The organism is Amycolatopsis alkalitolerans (genome assembly GCF_006152065.1).
Classification (GTDB): Bacteria; Actinomycetota; Actinomycetes; order Mycobacteriales; family Pseudonocardiaceae; genus Amycolatopsis_E; species Amycolatopsis_E alkalitolerans.
Window position 1 is genome coordinate 24,319 of sequence record NZ_VDFW01000009.1, and the last position, 18,874, is coordinate 43,192.

Genomic DNA, 18,874 nt, shown 5'->3' on the forward strand with positions numbered 1-18,874 from the left:
TTGTCTGGGGAGGACGCAATGGGCAGACCGGCACTCGCGGTCGGAGGAACAGCCCTCATCGGCGCGGGGGTCGCCATCGCCGTCGGCTGGTGGTGGCCGCACACCGGAGAGTCGGTCCACCAGATCGCCCAGCCCATCCACACCGTCCGGCTCGACACCAGTTCGGGCGACGTCCGGATCAGCGCCGCCGACACGACGACGACCTCAGTCCGCGAGCGTTTCCACTACGCCGGTTCCCACCCGGACGAGGCCTACCGGATCGCCGACGGCCGGCTCCTGCTGAACGGCTGCGGGCGCAACTGCACGGTGGACTACGAACTCGTCGTCCCGCGCGGCACGACGATCACCGGCGGCGGCACGTCCGGCGACGTGCGCCTCGACGGGGTCGCCGCCGACGTGACGAGCAACTCGGGAAAGCTCACGGTGGAGAACGCGCCGGGGCCGGTGAAGGCGCATACGACCTCCGGCGACATCAAGATCAGCCTCAGCACCGCGCAGGACGTGACCGCGGACGTGACGAGCGGCGATGTCGAGGTCACGGTGCCCGACGACCGCTACCGGGTGAACGCGCGGACGACGTCCGGCGATCAGGACATCGAGGTCCCGACCGATCCCGCCGCCCTGCACGTGCTCGACCTGCAGGCCACGAGCGGGGACATCAAGGTCCGGCACGACTAGCGGGAACAACCGCGCGGACCCGGTCGTTGGACCGGCAGGAAGGTTGAGCGCCCCAGGCTCAAGTCTGGTTTGACGAACCCGGAACCAGAGGATAGAACTTGAGCGAGCCCCGCTCAAGGCGGGCGCGACACCCCAGCTCAAGCAGCGTATATCAGGAGGAGAACCACCATGGCGCGAGCGGTCGGCATCGACCTCGGCACGACCAACTCGGTCGTCGCCGTCCTTGAGGGCGGCGAGCCGACGGTCATCGCCAACTCCGAAGGCTCCCGAACCACCCCGTCCATCGTCGCCTTCGCCAAGAACGGCGAAGTGCTGACCGGGCAGCCTGCCAAGAACCAGTCGGTCACCAACGTGGACCGCACGATCCGTTCGGTCAAGCGGCACATCGGTACCGACTGGAAGACCGAGGTCGACGGCAAGACGTACACGGCGCAGGAGATCAGCGCCCGCGTGCTGATGAAGCTCAAGCGCGACGCGGAGGCGTACCTCGGCGAGGAGATCACCGACGCGGTCATCACCGTTCCGGCGTACTTCGAGGACGCGCAGCGCCAGGCCACCAAGGAGGCCGGCCAGATCGCGGGCCTGAACGTGCTCCGCATCGTCAACGAGCCCACCGCGGCCGCCCTGGCCTACGGCCTGGACAAGGGCGAGAAGGAGCAGACCATCCTGGTCTTCGACCTCGGTGGTGGCACCTTCGACGTCTCGCTGCTGGAGATCGGCGAGGGCGTCGTCGAGGTCCGCGCCACCAGCGGTGACAACCACCTCGGTGGTGACGACTGGGACGAGCGCATCGTCAAGTGGCTGGTGGACAAGTTCAAGGCGAGCCACGGCATCGACCTGACCAAGGACCGGATGGCACTGCAGCGCATCCGCGAGGCGGCGGAGAAGGCGAAGATCGAGCTGTCCAGCTCGAACTCGGCCAGCATCAACCTGCCGTACATCACGGTCGACGCGGACAAGAACCCGCTGTTCCTCGACGAGACCCTGTCGCGCGCGGAGTTCCAGCGGATCACCTCGGACCTGCTCGACCGCACCAAGGCGCCGTTCAACAACGTCATCCGTGACGCGGGCATCTCGGTCGGCCAGATCGACCACGTGGTGCTCGTCGGCGGTTCCACCCGGATGCCGGCCGTGTCCGACCTGGTCAAGGAGCTGACCGGCGGCAAGGAGCCGAACAAGGGCGTGAACCCGGACGAGGTCGTCGCGGTCGGCGCGGCGCTGCAGGCCGGTGTGCTCAAGGGTGAGGTCAAGGACGTCCTGCTGCTCGACGTGACCCCATTGTCGCTGGGCATCGAGACCAAGGGCGGCGTGTTCACCAAGCTCATCGAGCGCAACACGACCATCCCCACCAAGCGGTCGGAGATCTTCTCCACGGCCGACGACAACCAGCCCTCGGTGCAGATCCAGGTGTTCCAGGGTGAGCGCGAGATCGCCGCGCACAACAAGAAGCTCGGCATGTTCGAGCTGACCGGGCTGCCCCCGGCGCCGCGTGGCGTGCCGCAGATCGAGGTCACCTTCGATATCGACGCGAACGGCATCGTGCACGTGACCGCGAAGGACCTCGGCACGAACAAGGAACAGTCGATGACCATCACCGGTGGCTCCGCGCTGCCGAAGGACGACATCGACCGGATGGTCAAGGACGCCGAGGCGCACGCCGAGGAGGACCGCAAGCGCCGCGAGGAGGCGGAGACCCGCAACCAGGCGGAGACGCTGGTCTACCAGACCGAGAAGTTCGTCAAGGACAACGAGGACAAGCTGCCCGAGGACGTCAAGGGCAAGGTCAAGACCGCGATCGACGAGGCCAACGAGGCCCTGAAGGGCACCGACTCGGCGAAGATCAAGGAAGCGATCGAGAAGCTGAACACCGCTTCGCAGGAGCTGGGCACCGCCCTGTACGCGAACGCGCAGCAGCCGGGTGCCGGTGCGGACGCCGGTGCGGCGGGTGGCGAGAGCGCCGGCTCCGCCAAGCCGCAGGAGGACGTCGTGGACGCCGAGATCGTGGACGAGGACGAGAAGAAGTGACGGGCAAGCACTTCAGGGACACGGAAGAGCGGGAACAGGAGGTAACGGAGCCGGTGGTGGTACGGGATCGTCGCAAGATCGACCCCGAGACCGGTCAGGTACGGCCACAGGCTCCGGAACCGGCTGACGAAGAGTCCGGCCCGTCGCTCGGTGAATCCATTGTGGATGATGCCGTCGGCGTCGAGTCCGATCTCGAGAAGCAGCTCGCGGAACGCACCGCAGATCTGCAGCGGCTGCAGGCGGAGTACGCCAACTACCGCAAGCGGGTCGACCGGGACCGTGAGGCCGTCGTCGCCGGGGCGAAGGCCTCCGTGGTGAACGACCTGCTGCCGCTGCTCGACGATCTCGAGCGGGCGGAGCAGCACGGCGACCTCACCGGTGCGTTCAAGTCGGTGGCGGACAAGCTCGTCGCAGGCCTGCAGCGAGCGGGCCTCGAGCCGTTCGGCGCGGAGGGCGAGCCCTTCGACCCGAGCGTGCACGAGGCGGTGCAGCACAGCACTTCGCCCGAGGTCGCGGGCCCGACGGTGACCGCGGTGCTGCGCCGCGGCTATCGCTTCGGCGAGCGCACGTTGCGGGCCGCGCTGGTCGGCGTCACCGACCACGAGCCGGGCGGCGCCCCGCCGGTGGACGAGCCGGTCGAGGGTGAGCTACCGGTGGAGCAACTGTCGGATGAGAACAACCGATAACGAACGGAAAGGAGGGGACGTCCGGTGAGTGCACGGGAGTGGATAGGCAAGGACTTCTACCGCGAACTGGGCGTCTCCTCCGACGCGTCGCAGGACGAGATCAAGAAGGCGTACCGCAAGCTGGCCCGGGCGAACCACCCGGACGCCAACCCGGGCAACGCCGAGGCCGAGCAGAAGTTCAAGGCGGTGTCCGAGGCCTACGGCGTGCTGTCGGATGCCGCCAAGCGCAAGGAGTACGACGAGGCGCGGCGGCTGTTCGGGGCCGGCGCCGGGGGCGGCTTCGGCTTCCCCGGCGGCGGTGGCGGCGGCGGGACGTTCGACATGAGCGACCTGTTCGGCCAGACAGCCGGTGCCGGCGGTGGTGGTTTCGGCGGGCTCGGTGACATCCTGGGCGGTCTGTTCGGCCGTCGTGGTGGTGCGCCCGGCGCGACGAACGCCCGCGCGCAGCGGGGTGCCGACGTCGAGACCGACGTCCGGATCGATTTCGCAGAGGCGGTCAAGGGCGCGACCCTGCCGCTGCGGCTGTCGAGCCCGGCCACGTGCAAGACCTGTGGTGGCAACGGCGCCAAGCCCGGCACCAGCCCGCGGACGTGCCCGATCTGCCAGGGTTCGGGTCTGGTGAGCCGCAGCCAGGGGGCCTTCGCGTTCTCCGAGCCGTGCCGCGAATGCCGCGGCCGCGGCAAGATCATCGACAACCCGTGTCCCGAATGCGGTGGCGAGGGCATCAGCACGCAGACCAGGACGCTGACCGTGCGGGTGCCGGCCGGGGTCGACGACAACCAGCGGATCAGGCTGGCCGGGCAGGGCGAGCCGGGCCGGGGCGGGGCCTCGGCGGGTGACCTGTACGTCCGGGTGCACGTGAGCCCGCACCCGGTGTTCGGCCGGTCGGGCAACGATCTGACGATCACTGTGCCGGTGAGCTTCCCCGAGGTGACCTTGGGTGCGACGATCAAGGTGCCCACGCTGGACGGAACGGTCTCGCTGAAGGTGCCGGCCGGCACGAACAACGGCCGGGTGCTGCGCGTGCGCGGCAAGGGCATCACGAAGCGGGACGGCTCGCAGGGTGACCTGCTGGTGACCCTGCAGGTCGCGGTCCCGTCCAAACTGGACGGAACGGAGAAGCAGGCGCTCGAGGCGTTCGCCGAGGCGTCGGCGAAGCACGATCCGAGGCCCGAGATCACACGGATGCTCAAGGAGCGGTGATGGCGTTCGGCGGCTTGCCACACGGGGCGGACGAGGACACCCCGGTCTTCGTGATCTCGGTGGCGGCGCAGCTGTCCGGGCTGCATGCCCAGACGTTGCGCGCGTATGACCGGCAGGGGCTCGTCTCACCAGGCCGCACGTCCGGCGGCGGGCGGCGGTACTCCATGCGGGATATCGCGCTGCTGCGCGAAGTGCAGCGGCTCTCGCAGGAGGCCGGCGTCAACCTCGCCGGGATCAAGCGGATCATCGAACTGGAGAACCAGGTCGATGCCCTGCGGGCCAGAGTCGCGGAACTGACCGAGGAACTGGCCGCCGCGTACGCCGCCGCCGAACAAGCCGCCGCCGCGGTGCACGCCTCCTACCGGAAGGACCTCGTGCCCATCCGGCAGGAGACATCGCTGGTGGTGTGGAAGCCGAAGCGCAGGTCCTAGCGCAGGTGCCGCGCGAAGAAGGCGAGGACGCGCCGCCACGCGTCCTCGCTGGACTCGCGGTGGTAGCCCACTCCGGCGTACCTGGCCAGCACGTTCAGCGGCCCGATCGGGAACTGGTTCGCGAAGCTGTGCCCGGCGTCCGGGTATTCCTTGATGTCGTGGGGAATCCCGCGGTCGGTCAGCTCCTGTTCGAGTTTGGCCGCGGTGCCCTTCAACGACGGGTCCCGCTTGCCGAAGCTCGCCACGACCGGGCAAGCTTCGTCCAAAATAGACAAGTCCTTCGGCAGCTGCCCGTAGTACGGGGCGGAGGCGTCGAAACCCTGCGTCGCGGCGACGAGTGCGAAACCGCCCCCCATGCAGAACCCGACGACGCCGACCTTCCCCGTGCAGTCGGCTCGCTCCGCGAGGAGCCGCCGGGCGGCGGAGATGTCCTCGAACGCGCGCCCCTTCGCCGTCGCGAGCTCCCGGAAAACCGTCTTCACACAGCGAAAGAGCCCGCCGCGCGAGAACAGGTCCGGGGCCAACGCCAGATAGCCGGCGGTGGCGAACCGCTCGGTGATGTTGCGCGCGTCCTCGGTCAGGCCCACCGCGTCATGGATGACCACGACCCCCGGCCGCGGCGGTTCGCCCGAGACCTCGGTCTGGGGCCTGGCCAGGTAACCGCGAATGGTGCCGTCCGCCACAGGAATATCCATGGGGGCAGGGTAGCGAATGCGCCACGTTGACAGGCAAGTGACTACTTGCCTATTATTCCGTCCGTGGGCGCCGAACCGGACCTGTTCAAGGCGATCGGCGACGCGACCCGGCGCACCATCCTGGATGAACTGACCGAAAAGGACGGTCAGACACTGTTCGAGATCTGCGGCCGGCTGACCATGCGGCATGGCCTTGCCTCCTCGCGCCAGGCCATCTCGCAACACCTCGCGGTGCTCGAGCAGGCCGGCCTGGTGCACACCCGGCGGCAGGGCCGGTACAAGTTCCACCACATCGACACGAGCCCGCTGCGCTCGATCGTCGAGCGGTGGCCCATCGACCGAGAGGAACCGAACCCGTGATCCGCATCAACATCACCAGCGTGCTCGTCGACGACCAGGCCAAGGCGCTCGCCTTCTACACCGAGAAGCTGGGGTTCATCAAGAAGACCGACGTGCCCGCGGGCGGCGCCCGCTGGCTCACCGTGGTCTCCCCGGCCGACCCGGAGGGGGTCGAGCTGTTGCTGGAGCCGGACGGCCACCCGGCCGCGGACCCGTTCAAGAAGGCCCTGGTCTCCGACGGCATCCCGTTCACGCAGTTCGCCGTGGACGACGTGTACGCCGAGGTCGAGCGACTCAAGGGGCTGGGCGTCGAGTTCACTCAGGACGCGACCGACCTGGGGCCGGTGGTCACCGCCGTCCTCGACGACACCTGTGGCAACCTGATCCAGCTCGCCACCATGAAGTAGTCAGTCGATGGTGAACGGGTCGTACCTGATCTGATCGAGCGCCGTCCCGGCCACGAGCATCCGTGACACGGTCGCCCGGATCATCGCGGGCGAGCCCGACACCAGCACGTCGCGCCCCGGCCAGGCGCCGTGGCCGGTGACCACGTCCGCGAGCGTGCCCTGCTCGCACCCCGACAGCCCCGGCCCGCCCTCGATCACCGGCGTCACCGTCAGCCACGGGTTGCACGAAGCGATCATCCGCAGGCCCTCCAGCGCGTACAGGTCTTCGCGTGTCCGGCCGCCGTAGAACAGGTGGACCTTCGGGTTCTCGCCCCACTGCGCCAGATCGTCGAGCATCGCGTGCAGCGGCGCGACCCCGGTGCCGCCGGCGACCATCAGGACGTCCCGCCCGGACGGGCGGTCGATGTGCAGGCGCCCGAGCGGCGGGCCGAACCGCCACACGTCGCCCTTCTGCGTGTGGCTCACGATCGCGCGCGAGACCCAGCCGCCGTCGACGGCACGGACGTGGAACTCCAGCGAGCCGTCCTCGCGCGGCGCGTTGGCCGGCGACAGGTAGCGCCACAACCGCGGCCGCTGCGGCACCTCGACGCTCAGGTACTGACCGGCCCGGAACGGGATGTCCGAATCCGGTTCGACCCGGATCATCGCGAGATCCCAGCTCAGCCGCCGGTGCTCGGCGACCATCGCCGACCAGCTCGCCGGGTTGGTGTCCGAGGCCGCCGCCTCCTGCATCTGGCGGGCGATGATCGTGAACGCCTCCGCCCAGGCGCGCTCGACCTCCGGGGTCCAGTCAAGGCCGAGCTGCGAGCGCATCGCGGCGAGCAGCGCCGTGCCGATCGCCTCGTAGTGCTTCGGGATCACGCCGAACTTGCGATGGTCGCGGCCCAGCTGGCGCAGGAACGGGACGAGGTCGTCGGGCTGGTCGACCATCTGCACGACGTGCACGAGGGCCCGCACCATCCGGTTGCGCTGGACCTCCATGTTGATGGGGAAGAAGTCGCGCGTCGCGGGGGCGAGCGTGAAGAGCATGCCGTAGAAGAACTGCGTCACTTCGGGTAAGTACGGCTCCGCCTTGGCCCAGGAATCCTGGATCAGCCGCACCATGGCGGTGACGGCTGGAGGCGCCTCCCGGCGGACGGACCGGGGGACGGGACTGACGGGTTCGGCGGTCATCGGGTTCGGGGTGCTCCGGGGTGCGAGTTCATGCTCGGGCTCGATTATTCACGAACGCGCAATAGCACGAGCCCGGAATGCACGACCAGGCCACAGGGGTCGTCACTGCGTGAAATGATCACGAATATTCCACCCCATCCAGTCAAGCGTAATCCTGAAAGTGGGACACATTTGGACCGCAGAGTAACTGCTTTCGGCCAGAATCCCCCTATGGTTGCTCCGTCCGGGTGGTAAGTGCGCCCCCTACTGAGTGGTCCGACTCACGCGTTTGATCCTTGTTTCAAACAACTACCGTGCGTATAGTTGTTTGCCACAACCAATCAGAAGGAACCCCGATGACCCTGAGCGAACAGGCCGGGATCGAACTCCTGCAGCAGCTGCGGACCGCGAGCCAGCTTCTGCAGGCGTGGGTCACCGCCTCCTGGCAGCGCGGTGAGCCAGGCCTGCATCCCGCCGCGGCCATGGTATTGCACGATCTCGCCGCGAACGGTGAATCGCGCCCGTCCGACCTGGCCAAGCGCAAGATGGTGGACGTCTCGGTGATCAGCAGGCAGATCGCGCAACTGGTCGCGGCCGGGCTCGTCGAGCGGAGGCCCGCGCCCGAGGACGGGCGCGCGGCCCTCGTGCGGGTGTCCGAGCAGGGTCGCGCCGAACTCCAACGCTGGCGCGAGAACCACGTCGAGTTCGTGCGCATGGCGTTGGGCGAGTGGACCGAGGACGAGGTCACCGCGCTGACCGAGCGTCTGAGGTCGATGAACGACGCGATGCGCAATACGTTCGACACGAACTGAGCCCATTCGCCCGTTCTGCCCGAAATGCGGTGTGACCTGGGCAAACTTAGGAATGCCTAGGCTATTTTCACCGGCTCGGCGCGCCTAAAGTAAGGCTAACCAGACTCGCCGAAGCCGAAGGAGTACCGCGTGTGGGCCGATGGCGTCCCGAACCTGCTGATCGGGCTGCGGGAAGGGCTGGAAGCCGGGCTCGTGGTGAGCATCCTGCTCGCCGCGCTGCGCCGCGCTGACGAGAAGGCGTCTTCCTCTCCCATCTGGCTCGGCGTGCTCGCCGCGGTCCTGCTCGCCGCCGGATTCGGCGCCGTCCTCACGTTCTCGCGGTCGGAGCTGTCGACCACCGCGCAGGAGGCGTTCGGCGGGATCCTCAGCATCATCGCCGTCTGCCTCGTGACCGCCATGGTGTTCTGGATGCGCCGGACCGCGCGCAACCTCTCCGGCGAGCTGTCGGCGAAGGTCAGCGGCGCGGCGGCGATCGGTACCGGTGCCCTCGCGCTGACCGCGTTCCTCGCCGTGGGCCGCGAAGGCCTCGAAACCGCGCTGTTCCTCTGGACCACCGTGCAGGCCGCGGGCGAGTCGGCGGCGCCACTGGTCGGCGCGGCGCTGGGCATCGCGATCGCCGCGCTGCTGTGCTGGCTGCTCTACCGCAGCGCGATCCGGATCAACCTCGGCAAGTTCTTCTCGCGCACCGCCGTGCTGCTCGTCGTGATCGCGGCCGGGGTGCTCGCCTACGGCCTCGGTGACCTGCAGGATGCCGGGCTGCTGCCGGGCCACACGTGGCTCGCCTTCGACCTGTCCGGTTCGATCTCCGCGGACGCGTGGTGGGTCACGGTCATCCGCGGCGTCACGAACCTCTCCCCGACGATGACCTGGCTGCAGGTGATCGCCTACGTCGCCTACCTCGCCGCGGTGCTGACCGTGTTCTACGCGCGCAAGCCGGCCGCGCCGGTCAAGGTCAGGCGCGAGCGCAAGCCGGTCAGGCGCTGGGTGTGGATCACCGCCGCCATCGCCGTGCCGCCCGCCGCGGCCGGGGTGTTCGCATTCGTCGTGCCGTCCTCGCCGGCGAGCACGCAGCAGGTGACCATCACCGCGTCGGCGTGCGCGCCCGACTTCCACTCGCTGGCCGCGGGGCGGCAGGAGTTCACCGTGGTCAACAAGTCGGGGCGCAGCGGCGAGATCTATCTCGTGCGCGCGACCGATGACGGTGTCATCGGCGAACTCGAAGGCCTCGGCCCCGGCACGCGGCGCACCATGCCGGCGAACCTGCCCGCCGGGCAGTACGCGTGGCGGTGCGAGATGTCCGGTGCACCCGAGCAGCGGTCGGCGGCCGTGGCCGTGGCCGCGACCGGCGGTGGCGGGACCGCGCCCCCGGTCGTGCTCCCGGTGTCCGAACAGGATCTCGCCGGTCCGTTGAAGCAGTACCAGGCTTATGTCGCGCCACAACTGGCCACGCTGGCCGGGCAGGTGGACACGCTGCGCGGGGCGCTCGCGGCCGGGAATCTCGACGCCGCGAAGGCGGACTGGCTTCCGGCGCAGCTCACCTGGGAGCGGGTGGGCGCCGCCTACGGCAGCTTCGGCGACCTCGCCGACGCCATCGACGGGCAGCCCGACGGCTTCCCGGATGGTGTGCAGGACAAGGACTTCACGGGCCTGCGGCGGCTCGAGTACGGCCTGTGGCACGGCCAGGGCGCGGCCGAACTGACCCCGATCGCGGACAAGCTGGCCCGGGACGTCGCGAGCCTGCGCCAGCAACTGCCGACGGTCACCGCCGACCCGGCCGACCTGCCGGTACGCGCGCACGAGATCCTCGAAGACGCGTCGCGCGACAAGCTCTCCGGCATGTCCGACCAGGGCGCGGGCACCGGCTACCAGGAGACGCTGGCCGACGTCGACGGCACGCGGGTCGTGCTCGACGAACTGGCACCGCTGATCGAGCAGCGGCGGCCGGGACTCGTGGCGACCGCGAAGGCCCAGTTGAGCACCCTCGAACAGGCGCTGGAGGCCACCAGCGGCAGCCCGGAAACCGCGCCGCTGAGCCGGCGCCAGCACGTGAACGCGGCGATCGGGCAGGTACTGGAAACGCTTTCCCTCATCCCCGACCTTCTCGAGATCAGGCAGAGTTGATGGACATCTCCAGGCGCAGGTTCCTGCAGGGCACGGGTGCGGGCGTGGCGGGCACCGCGCTCGCCGGCGGGCTGGTCGCGGCCGGCGCGTACGCCGACGACCGGTCGAAGGGCACCGAAAGCGTCGCCCAGAGCTTCGCCTTCCATGGTGCGAACCAGGCAGGCGTGTTCACCCCGCAGCAGGCCGCGGCCGCGTTCGCCGCGTTCGACGTGACCGCGGCCGACCGGCCCGGGCTCACCGACCTGTTCCGCACGCTGACCGACCGCGCCCGGTTCCTGACCGCCGGCGGCACCCCGCCGGATCTGGGTGTGGGCTCGCCGCCGTCGGACAGCGCGATCCTCGGTTCCGACGTACCCGCCGACGGGCTGACCGTGACGCTCGGCGTCGGCTCCTCGCTGTTCGACGACCGGTTCGGGCTCGCCGCGAAGAAGCCAGGGAAGCTCAAGCCGATGCGCACTTTCCCGAACGACTCGCTCGAGCCCAAGTGGTGCCACGGCGACCTGATGCTGCAGTTGTGCGCCAACAACGCGGACACCGTGCAGCACGCGCTGCGGGACATCGCCAAGCACACGCGCGGTGCGATGCAGTTGCGGTACCGGATCAACGGCTTCCATTCGCCGCCGCGACCATCGGGGACACCGCGGAACCTGATGGGTTTCAAGGACGGGATCGCGAACCCGACCGCGGCGGACGAGCTGATCTGGACCCCAGAGGGTGGTTCGTACCAGGTGGTGCGGCTCATCCGGATGCTCGTCGAATTCTGGGACCGGGTGTCGATCACCGAGCAGGAGAACATGTTCGGCCGCAAGCGCGACAGCGGCGCCCCGCTGGACGGGGCGGGCGAGTTCGACACGCCGGACTACGCCGCCGATCCCGACGGCAAGACCATTCCGCTCGACTCGCACATCCGGATGGCCAACCCGCGCACGCCGGAGACGAACCCGAGCCGCCTGCTCCGGCGCGGCTACAACTACGACCTCGGGGTGGACCTGAACGGCGACATCGACGTCGGGCTGATCTTCTCCTCTTACCAGCAGGACCTGGAACGCCAGTTCGAGACGGTGCAGACCCGGCTGATCAACGAGCCGCTGGTCGACTACATCCAGCCCTACGGCGGCGGGTACTTCTACGTCCTCCCCGGCGTGCGGGACACGCAGGACTGGTTCGCCCGGAGCTTAATGGCCTAACGCGCAGACTTGAGCGGAACACACTCAACTTTTCTGACGTTGTGCTTATCGACGGCCCATGCGGGAGGCTGTCCTCAGACAGGCGTTGAGACATGGAGTGTGGGATGGACGCTTTCAACCCGACGACGAAGACCCAGCAGGCGATCTCGTCGGCGGCGCAGGCGGCGACCGTGGCGGGCAACCCGAGCATCGCCCCGGCGCACCTGCTGGGCGCGTTGCTCGCGCAGAGCGACGGTATCGCCGGCCCGCTGCTGACGGCTGTGGGCGCGGACCCGGCGCAGGTGCGCACGGAGCTCGAGCCGATCACCAACGGGCTGCCCTCGGCCACCGGCGCGACGGTGTCCACCCCGCAGTTCGACACCGCGGCGCTGAAGTCGCTGACGCATGCCCAGAAGCTCGCGACCGAGATGGGCGACGAGTTCGTCTCGACCGAGCACCTGCTGGTGGGCCTCGCCATGGAAGACGCTGGGGGCGGTTCCGTTGGCACTCTGCTCAAACGGCACGGCGCGACCGCCGAGGCGCTGCGCGAGGCGTTCACCAAGGTGCGCGGCTCGGCGCGGATCACCAGCCCCGATCCGGAGGGCACGTTCAAGGCCCTGGAGAAGTACGGCGTCGACCTCACCGGGCGCGCCCGCCAGGGCGAGCTGGATCCGGTGATCGGGCGCGACACCGAGATCCGCCGCGTCGTGCAGGTGCTTTCGCGGCGGACCAAGAACAACCCGGTGCTGATCGGCGAGCCGGGCGTCGGCAAGACCGCGATCGTCGAGGGGCTCGCCCAGCGCATCGTCGCGGGCGACGTGCCGGAATCCTTGCGGGGCAAGCGAGTTGTCGCGCTCGACCTCGGTTCGATGGTCGCCGGCGCGAAGTACCGCGGTGAGTTCGAGGAGCGGCTGAAGGCCGTCCTCAAGGAGATCACCGACTCGGCCGGTCAGGTCATCACGTTCATCGACGAGCTGCACACGATCGTCGGCGCCGGTGCGACCGGTGAGGGCGCGATGGACGCCGGCAACATGATCAAGCCGATGCTCGCTCGCGGTGAGCTGCGCATGGTCGGCGCCACCACGCTCGACGAGTACCGCCAGCACATCGAGAAGGACGCGGCGCTGGAGCGGCGCTTCCAGCAGGTGCTGGTCGGCGAGCCGTCGGTCGAGGACACGATCGGCATCCTCCGCGGCCTCAAGGAGCGCTACGAAGTGCACCACGGTGTCCGGATCACGGACGCCGCGCTGGTGTCCGCCGCGACGCTGTCCGATCGCTACATCACCGCCCGGTTCCTGCCGGACAAGGCGATCGACCTGGTCGACGAGGCCGCGTCCCGGCTGCGCATGGAGATCGACTCACGGCCCGTCGAGATCGACGAGGTCGAGCGGGCCGTCCGCCGCCTCGAGATCGAGGAGATGGCGCTCGCGAAGGAAGAAGACGTCGCCTCGAAGGAGCGGCTGGACGCGCTGCGCGCCGAGCTGGCGGAGAAGCGCGAGGAGCTCTCTGCGCTGACCGCCCGCTGGCAGAACGAGAAGGGCTCGATCGAGAAGGTCCGTGACCTCAAGGAACAGCTGGAAGGGCTCCGCGGCGAGGCGGACCGCGCCGAGCGCGACGCCGACCTCGGCCGTGCCGCGGAGTTGCGCTACGGCCGGATTCCCGCGCTGGAAAAGGAACTCGAGGCCGCCCAGCAGAGCACGGCGTCCAGCTCGTCGGGCGCGGACGTGATGTTGAAGGAGGAGGTCGGTGCGGACGATGTCGCCGACGTCGTGAGCGCGTGGACGGGCATTCCCGCGGGCCGGTTGCTCGAAGGTGAGACCGGCAAGCTCCTGCGCATGGAAGAGGAGCTGGGCAAGCGCGTGGTCGGCCAGGCCGAAGCCGTCACCGCCGTTTCCGACGCCGTGCGCCGGACGCGCGCCGGTGTCGCCGACCCGGACCGCCCGACGGGCTCCTTCCTGTTCCTCGGCCCGACCGGTGTCGGCAAGACGGAGCTGGCGAAGGGGCTGGCGGAGTTCCTGTTCGACGACGAGCGGGCGATGACCCGGATCGACATGAGCGAGTACTCGGAGAAGCACAGCGTCGCCCGGCTGGTCGGCGCGCCGCCCGGCTACGTCGGCTACGACCAGGGCGGCCAGCTGACCGAGGCCGTCCGCCGGCGGCCGTACTCGGTGGTCCTGCTGGACGAGGTCGAGAAGGCGCACCCCGACGTGTTCGACGTGCTGCTGCAGGTCCTCGACGACGGGCGGCTGACCGACGGCCAGGGCCGGACGGTCGACTTCCGGAACACGATCCTGGTGCTGACCTCGAACCTCGGTTCGCAGGCCATCGCGGACGCGGGGCTCGACGAGCAGCAGCGGCGGGACGCGGTGCTGTCGACGGTGCAGCGGCACTTCAAGCCCGAGTTCCTGAACCGGCTCGACGACATCGTGGTGTTCCACTCGCTCGGCACCGAGCAGCTGACCTCCATTGTGGACATCCAGGTCGACCGCCTCGCCCAGCGCCTCGCGCAGCGGCGGCTCACCCTGGACGTCACGCCCGGCGCCCGGGAATGGCTGGCCCTCAACGGTTTCGACCCGATCTACGGAGCACGGCCGCTACGCCGTCTGGTCCAGTCCGCGATCGGCGACCAGCTGGCGAAGAAGCTGCTGTCCGGCGAGATCCGCGACGGGGACACCGTCCGGGTCGACATCCCGTACCTGGAGGCCGGGAACGCGCTGACGGTCACCAAGGGCTGAACCCGAACGGGTGGTAACGACACGGGCCGCTGATCTTGGTTCAGCGGCCCGTGACGATACCCTGAGCGCGTGGGTATGCCTGCGTGGGTTTGGTTCGTCATCGCCGCCGTCGCACTGGCGGCAGGCCTCGTGCTGCTCTTCGCCGACCGGACGAGAGAGGGCTCCCGCAACCGGGAGCGCATGCGATGGGCCGACCTGCGCGGCTGGCAGTTCGTCGAGGAGGACGAGAGGCTGGCCAAACAGTGGTCCGGCGGCGCGCTCGGCTACTTCGGCGCGGAGACGGCGGTCAACGTCGTCGCCGGTTCGACGTTCACCTCTGACGGGCGCCGCCCGGTGTTCGTGTTCGACATCGAGGCGGGCGGGCAGATCCCCGCCGTCGTGGTCGCCGTCCGGTGCAACCGCGTGCATCCCGCGCTCGTCGAGCTGTGGCTGGCGAGCGTCCCCTTCCAGCGCGCCGACATGCCCGAACTGCTCGGCCCGGTCGGCTCGCGCTACGCGTTCGCCGACGAGCCCGAAGCCGCCCGCCGCGTGATCACCCAGGAGCTGGTCGACGCCGCGGACGCGCTCGGCGGTGACGTCGGGGTCGCCTGGCTGGAGAACGAGTGGGTGCTCGCGAGCGCGGCCCCGCAGGCCGGCCCGTCGCGGCTCGAACGGCTGCTGCGCGACCTCGGCGAGATCGCCGACATCGTCGACCCTTTCGATGAGGAAGCCACCTCGGGCGGCCGGCACTCGAACGCGCCTGGGCAACAGGACCAGGCGTGAACACCGCGCTCGTCACGGGCGCGACGGCGGGCCTCGGGGCGGCTTTCGCCCGCAGGCTCGCGCGCGAGGGGTACGACGTGGTGCTCGTCGCCCGAGACGAGGCGCGCCTGGCGAGTACGGCGAGGGAGCTGTCGGACCGGTACGGGGTCACGGTCGCCGTGCTCCCGGCCGACCTCGCCACCTTGGAGGGCCGCGCGGCCGTCGAGGAACGGCTCGGGCAGGAGCCGGTGGACGTGCTGATCAACAACGCCGGGATCGGCCTCGGCGCCGAGTTCCTGGAGCTGACCCCGGACCACCTGCAGCGCCAGCTCGACGTCAACGTCACCGCCGTGCTGCGGCTGACCCGCGCCGCGCTGCCCGGCATGATCGAGCGCGGCACCGGCGACATCGTCAACGTGTCGAGCGTGGCGTCCTTCTTTCCCGGCCCCGGCTCCACCTATGCCGCGACCAAGAGGTGGGTGAGCGCGTTCACCGAGGACATCGGGGTCACCCTCCCGCGCGGCGTGCGCCTGATGGCCCTGTGCCCCGGGTTCGTCCGCACCGAGTTCCACCAGCGCGCCGGCATCTCGCCCTCGGCCCCGAACGCGTTCTGGCTCGACGCCGACCGGGTCGCCGCCGCCGGCCTCGCGGATCTGCGCCGCGGCAAGCTCGTCTCGGTGCCGGGTATGCAGTACAAGGCGCTCGTCGCGCTCGGCCGGCTCCTCCCGGGCGGGCTGATCCGGCGGATCAGCGGCATCGTGACCGGGCCTCGTGTGTAAGACTCTCCGCGTGGCGAAACCGGGGATTGACCAAGACGCGAAATTCGAACTGGCACGGCTGATCACGGATCTGGCCGTGGTGCACAGCAAGGTCACGCTGTCCTCGAGCAAGGAAGCCGACTACTACATCGACCTGCGGCGGGCGACGCTGCACCACGCGGCGGCCCCGCTCATCGGCAGGCTGATGCGTCAGCTGACGGCCGACTGGAGTTACGTCGCCGTCGGTGGGCTGACGCTCGGCGCGGACCCGGTCGCCACCGCGATGCTGCACTCGGCGGCGTCCGACGGCCTGGTGCTCGACGCGTTCGTGGTCCGCAAAGCCACCAAGCAGCACGGGATGCAGCGCCGGATCGAGGGCATCGAGGTCTCCGGACAGCGCGTGCTGGCCGTCGAGGACACCTCCACGACGGGTGCGAGCGTGCTCACCGCGGTCGAATCGCTGCGCGAGGCCGGTGCGACGGTGGTGGGTGTGGCGACGATCGTCGACCGCGACACGGGAGCGCGCGAGGCGATCGAGAAGGAAGGGCTGCCCTACCGGTACCTCCTGACCTCCGATGATCTCGGGCTGGCCTGAGCGGAGCAAACCGTTCCAGAACGGCGCGTTCGATTCGGCACGGAAGGTGGTCACCGCGTTGCACTCGCGCGTCCGGGCGGGTGGTTGATCACGCGTCACACCTTCTCGACCCCGCTTTCTCAGGAAACCCGGAGTATTTTCGGATGTGAGGGTGCTGTGAAACGGGGAGGTCACAGGTGTCGATGTGGAGAGTACTGGCCGACATCACGGTCGGGATTCACCTGATCGCGCTGCTGTACATCGGTCTCGGCGGCTTTCTCGCCTGGCGCTGGCCGAGGAGCATTTTCGTGCACGTCTTCTTCGCGCTTTGGGGGGTCGCGGTGAACGTGTTCCCGATCCCGTGCCCGCTGACCGCCCTCGAGGACTTCTTCCGCGAAAAGCAGGGCCTCGGCATGCTGCCCGGCGGGTTCAACGCGTACTACATCTACGACACCGTGTTCCCGCGCGCGATGTTGCCGCTGGTGGCGATCCTCTCGCTCGCGATCGTGGTGTTCTCCTACGTCGGCGCCTGGCTCCGCTACCGCCACCACGCGCCGACGCACCGCGCGCGCCAGGCCTGAGCGAAAATCGCGGAGTGGAACTGGACGAAACTGGGCCGACCGAGTGGACGGCGCGTGAAGAGGTCGGCGTCGGGCCGTGGCCGGGCGAGCGGCCCACCGATCCCCGCTACGACCCGGAACTGCTCGCGCAGGGCGACCGCCGCAACGTGGTGGACGCGTACCGCTACTGGCGGCGTGAAGCGATCGTCGCGGACGTGGACCGGCGACGGCATCCTTTCCATGTGGCCATCGAGAACTTCCAGCACGATCACAACATCGGCACGGTGGTCCGCACGGCGAACGCGTTCGCCGCGGCCGCCGTGCACATCGTCGGGCGGCGCCGCTGGAACCGGCGCGGCGCGATGGTGACCGACCGGTACCAGCATCTCGAGCACCATGCGGATGTCGCGTCGTTGAAGGAATTCGCGGTGGCACGGGGGCTGGCCGTGGTCGCGGTCGACAACACGCCGGGTTCGCGCCCGGTGGAAACCGTCGAGTTGCCACGGGAGTGCGTGCTGCTGTTCGGGCAGGAGGGCCCGGGGTTGTCCGTCGAGGCGCAGGAGGCGGCGTCGCTGGTGGTGTCGATCGCACAGTTCGGCACGACGCGGTCGATCAATGCGGGGGTCGCCGCCGGGATCGTGATGCACGCGTGGATCCGTCAGCACGCCGACCTGTCCCGGGCCTGGTGATGTACCGGGAGTGGGCCGCCGCGGCGGAGCGGGCGATCACGACGCGGCATCTGCGCCGGGTCTGGGCGCTGCCGCGCACCGTGCTCGGCCGCAGCGGCTGGCCGCCGACCCCGGACCAGCGCGTGCACTGGCACTGGAACTACTGGTGGCAGGCGCATCTGCTCGACTGCCTCATCGACGCCCAGCTTCGTGAGCCCACGCCGGCGCGCTCGGTGACCATCGACCGGTTCATGCGGACTGTGCGGCTGCGTAATTTCGGGCGCTGGACCAACGAGTACTACGACGACATGGCCTGGCTCGGGCTCGCGATGCAGCGCGCGGGCCGTGACGTTTCGGTGCTGCTGGCCGAGTTGCGCGGTGCGTGGACCGCCGAGGGTGGCGGCGGGATCTGGTGGCATAAGGGGGACCGGTTCAAGAACGCGCCGTCCAACGGTCCGGCCGCGATCCTCCACGCGCGTGCCGGTGAGACCGAGCGCGCGCGGGAGCTGTTCGAGTGGATGGACGCGACGCTCGTCGACCCCGCGACCGGTCTCGTATGGGACGGCCTGCGGGTGGACGACGGCGAGCTGGTGAAGGCGATTTACACGTATTGCCAAGGGGTTTTCCTGGGCACCTGCCTTGAGCTGTCCGAAGTGGACGCTGCCGCGCGGACCGTGCGGGCGGTCGCCGCGCACTGCGCGCCGGGCGGGGTGCTGCGCGGCCAGGGCGGCGGGGACGGTGGGTTGTTCGCCGGGATCCTGGCGCGGTACCTGGCGCTCGCCGCCGGCCGGTTGCCCGCCCCGGGGGGCGACGCGGCTCGGTCTCTGGTCCTGGACTCGGCGCAGGCCGCCTGGTCCGGCGCGACAGAAGCCCCCGGCGGCCCGCTGTTCAGCTCCGAATGGTCCGAACCAGCCCCGGACGAAGCCTCCCGCGACCTGTCCGTCCAGGTCGGCGCCTGGCTCCTGCTGGAAGCCGCCGCCACCCTCTGACCCCGCGACGAGCAAACTCACCCGCGCCACGCGCCAACTCACGAGCGCAGCGGGCAAACACGCCGGGCCCGCCCCCCCACGTCGGCGTGTTGGCCCGGGGCGTCGGCGTGTTGGCCAGACGCGGCGGCGAGTTG

General features: G+C 69.6%; 19 protein-coding genes. 17 read left to right on the forward strand and 2 right to left on the reverse strand.

Annotated elements, in window-relative coordinates; genetic code table 11:
* The first annotated feature begins 18 nt into the window (after nucleotides 1-18).
* From FG385_RS12775 to FG385_RS12795, 5 genes are all read left to right on the forward strand, one after another.
* Entirely contained in the window at nucleotides 19-678 is a 660-nt protein-coding gene (locus FG385_RS12775; RefSeq protein WP_139096913.1) for a DUF4097 family beta strand repeat-containing protein, read from the forward strand.
* A gap of 168 nt (nucleotides 679-846) precedes the next feature.
* Nucleotides 847-2,703, forward strand: coding sequence for a molecular chaperone DnaK (gene dnaK / locus FG385_RS12780; RefSeq protein WP_139096914.1), 1,857 nt, complete (start codon nucleotides 847-849; stop codon nucleotides 2,701-2,703).
* Nucleotides 2,700-3,389: a nucleotide exchange factor GrpE gene (gene grpE / locus FG385_RS12785; protein WP_139096915.1), complete on the forward strand. Its 690-nt coding sequence runs from the start codon at nucleotides 2,700-2,702 to the stop codon at nucleotides 3,387-3,389. Before dnaK ends, grpE begins: the two co-directional genes overlap by 4 nt.
* A 24-nt stretch (nucleotides 3,390-3,413) precedes the next feature.
* Nucleotides 3,414-4,592, forward strand: coding sequence for a molecular chaperone DnaJ (dnaJ, locus tag FG385_RS12790; RefSeq protein ID WP_139096916.1), 1,179 nt, complete (start codon nucleotides 3,414-3,416; stop codon nucleotides 4,590-4,592).
* Entirely contained in the window at nucleotides 4,592-5,023 is a 432-nt protein-coding gene (locus FG385_RS12795) for a heat shock protein transcriptional repressor HspR (protein ID WP_139096917.1), read from the forward strand. Before dnaJ ends, FG385_RS12795 begins: the two co-directional genes overlap by 1 nt.
* On the opposite strand, the gene FG385_RS12800 is transcribed toward FG385_RS12795, so the two are convergent.
* On the reverse strand, nucleotides 5,020-5,718 hold the full coding sequence (locus tag FG385_RS12800; protein WP_139096918.1) for a dienelactone hydrolase family protein: 699 nt from the start codon (nucleotides 5,716-5,718) through the stop codon (nucleotides 5,020-5,022). The genes FG385_RS12795 and FG385_RS12800 overlap by 4 nt on opposite strands.
* A gap of 63 nt (nucleotides 5,719-5,781) precedes the next feature.
* Here FG385_RS12800 and FG385_RS12805 point away from each other — a divergent pair, with 63 nt between their 5' ends.
* Nucleotides 5,782-6,078 carry an ArsR/SmtB family transcription factor gene (locus tag FG385_RS12805; RefSeq protein WP_139096919.1) on the forward strand — a complete coding sequence of 99 codons (297 nt, stop codon included), beginning with the start codon at nucleotides 5,782-5,784 and terminating at the stop codon, nucleotides 6,076-6,078.
* Entirely contained in the window at nucleotides 6,075-6,464 is a 390-nt protein-coding gene (locus FG385_RS12810) for a VOC family protein (RefSeq protein ID WP_139096920.1), read from the forward strand. Before FG385_RS12805 ends, FG385_RS12810 begins: the two co-directional genes overlap by 4 nt.
* On the opposite strand, the gene FG385_RS12815 is transcribed toward FG385_RS12810, so the two are convergent.
* Nucleotides 6,465-7,637, reverse strand: coding sequence for a globin domain-containing protein (locus tag FG385_RS12815; RefSeq protein ID WP_200834429.1), 1,173 nt, complete (start codon nucleotides 7,635-7,637; stop codon nucleotides 6,465-6,467).
* Between the two features lie 335 nt (nucleotides 7,638-7,972).
* On the opposite strand from FG385_RS12815, the gene FG385_RS12820 reads away from it, so the two are divergent.
* The 10 genes from FG385_RS12820 to FG385_RS12865 all read left to right on the forward strand — a co-directional run bounded on the left by FG385_RS12820 (nucleotide 7,973) and on the right by FG385_RS12865 (nucleotide 18,740).
* Complete coding sequence (locus tag FG385_RS12820) at nucleotides 7,973-8,428, forward strand: MarR family winged helix-turn-helix transcriptional regulator (protein WP_139096921.1); 456 nt, start codon at nucleotides 7,973-7,975, stop codon at nucleotides 8,426-8,428.
* 129 nt (nucleotides 8,429-8,557) lie between these two features.
* Entirely contained in the window at nucleotides 8,558-10,549 is a 1,992-nt protein-coding gene (gene efeU, locus FG385_RS35425; protein WP_327436836.1) for an iron uptake transporter permease EfeU, read from the forward strand.
* Nucleotides 10,549-11,736: an iron uptake transporter deferrochelatase/peroxidase subunit gene (efeB, locus tag FG385_RS12830; protein ID WP_139096922.1), complete on the forward strand. Its 1,188-nt coding sequence runs from the start codon at nucleotides 10,549-10,551 to the stop codon at nucleotides 11,734-11,736. The genes efeU and efeB overlap by 1 nt, the downstream gene beginning before the upstream one ends.
* A gap of 104 nt (nucleotides 11,737-11,840) precedes the next feature.
* Nucleotides 11,841-14,450 (forward strand): ATP-dependent chaperone ClpB, encoded by a 2,610-nt coding sequence (clpB, locus tag FG385_RS12835; protein WP_139096923.1) that lies wholly within the window; start codon nucleotides 11,841-11,843, stop codon nucleotides 14,448-14,450.
* 69 nt (nucleotides 14,451-14,519) lie between these two features.
* Complete coding sequence (locus FG385_RS12840; protein ID WP_139096924.1) at nucleotides 14,520-15,212, forward strand: type III secretion system chaperone family protein; 693 nt, start codon at nucleotides 14,520-14,522, stop codon at nucleotides 15,210-15,212.
* Nucleotides 15,209-15,970 (forward strand): SDR family NAD(P)-dependent oxidoreductase, encoded by a 762-nt coding sequence (locus tag FG385_RS12845; RefSeq protein WP_139096925.1) that lies wholly within the window; start codon nucleotides 15,209-15,211, stop codon nucleotides 15,968-15,970. Before FG385_RS12840 ends, FG385_RS12845 begins: the two co-directional genes overlap by 4 nt.
* Before the next feature lie 10 nt (nucleotides 15,971-15,980).
* Complete coding sequence (gene pyrE / locus FG385_RS12850) at nucleotides 15,981-16,544, forward strand: orotate phosphoribosyltransferase (RefSeq protein WP_139096926.1); 564 nt, start codon at nucleotides 15,981-15,983, stop codon at nucleotides 16,542-16,544.
* Between the two features lie 182 nt (nucleotides 16,545-16,726).
* Entirely contained in the window at nucleotides 16,727-17,104 is a 378-nt protein-coding gene (locus FG385_RS12855; RefSeq protein ID WP_139096927.1) for a DUF2784 domain-containing protein, read from the forward strand.
* Between the two features lie 20 nt (nucleotides 17,105-17,124).
* Nucleotides 17,125-17,772 (forward strand): TrmH family RNA methyltransferase, encoded by a 648-nt coding sequence (locus FG385_RS12860; protein WP_456061872.1) that lies wholly within the window; start codon nucleotides 17,125-17,127, stop codon nucleotides 17,770-17,772.
* Nucleotides 17,772-18,740: a glycoside hydrolase family 76 protein gene (locus tag FG385_RS12865; protein ID WP_139097063.1), complete on the forward strand. Its 969-nt coding sequence runs from the start codon at nucleotides 17,772-17,774 to the stop codon at nucleotides 18,738-18,740. Before FG385_RS12860 ends, FG385_RS12865 begins: the two co-directional genes overlap by 1 nt.
* Nucleotides 18,741-18,874 lie beyond the last annotated feature (134 nt).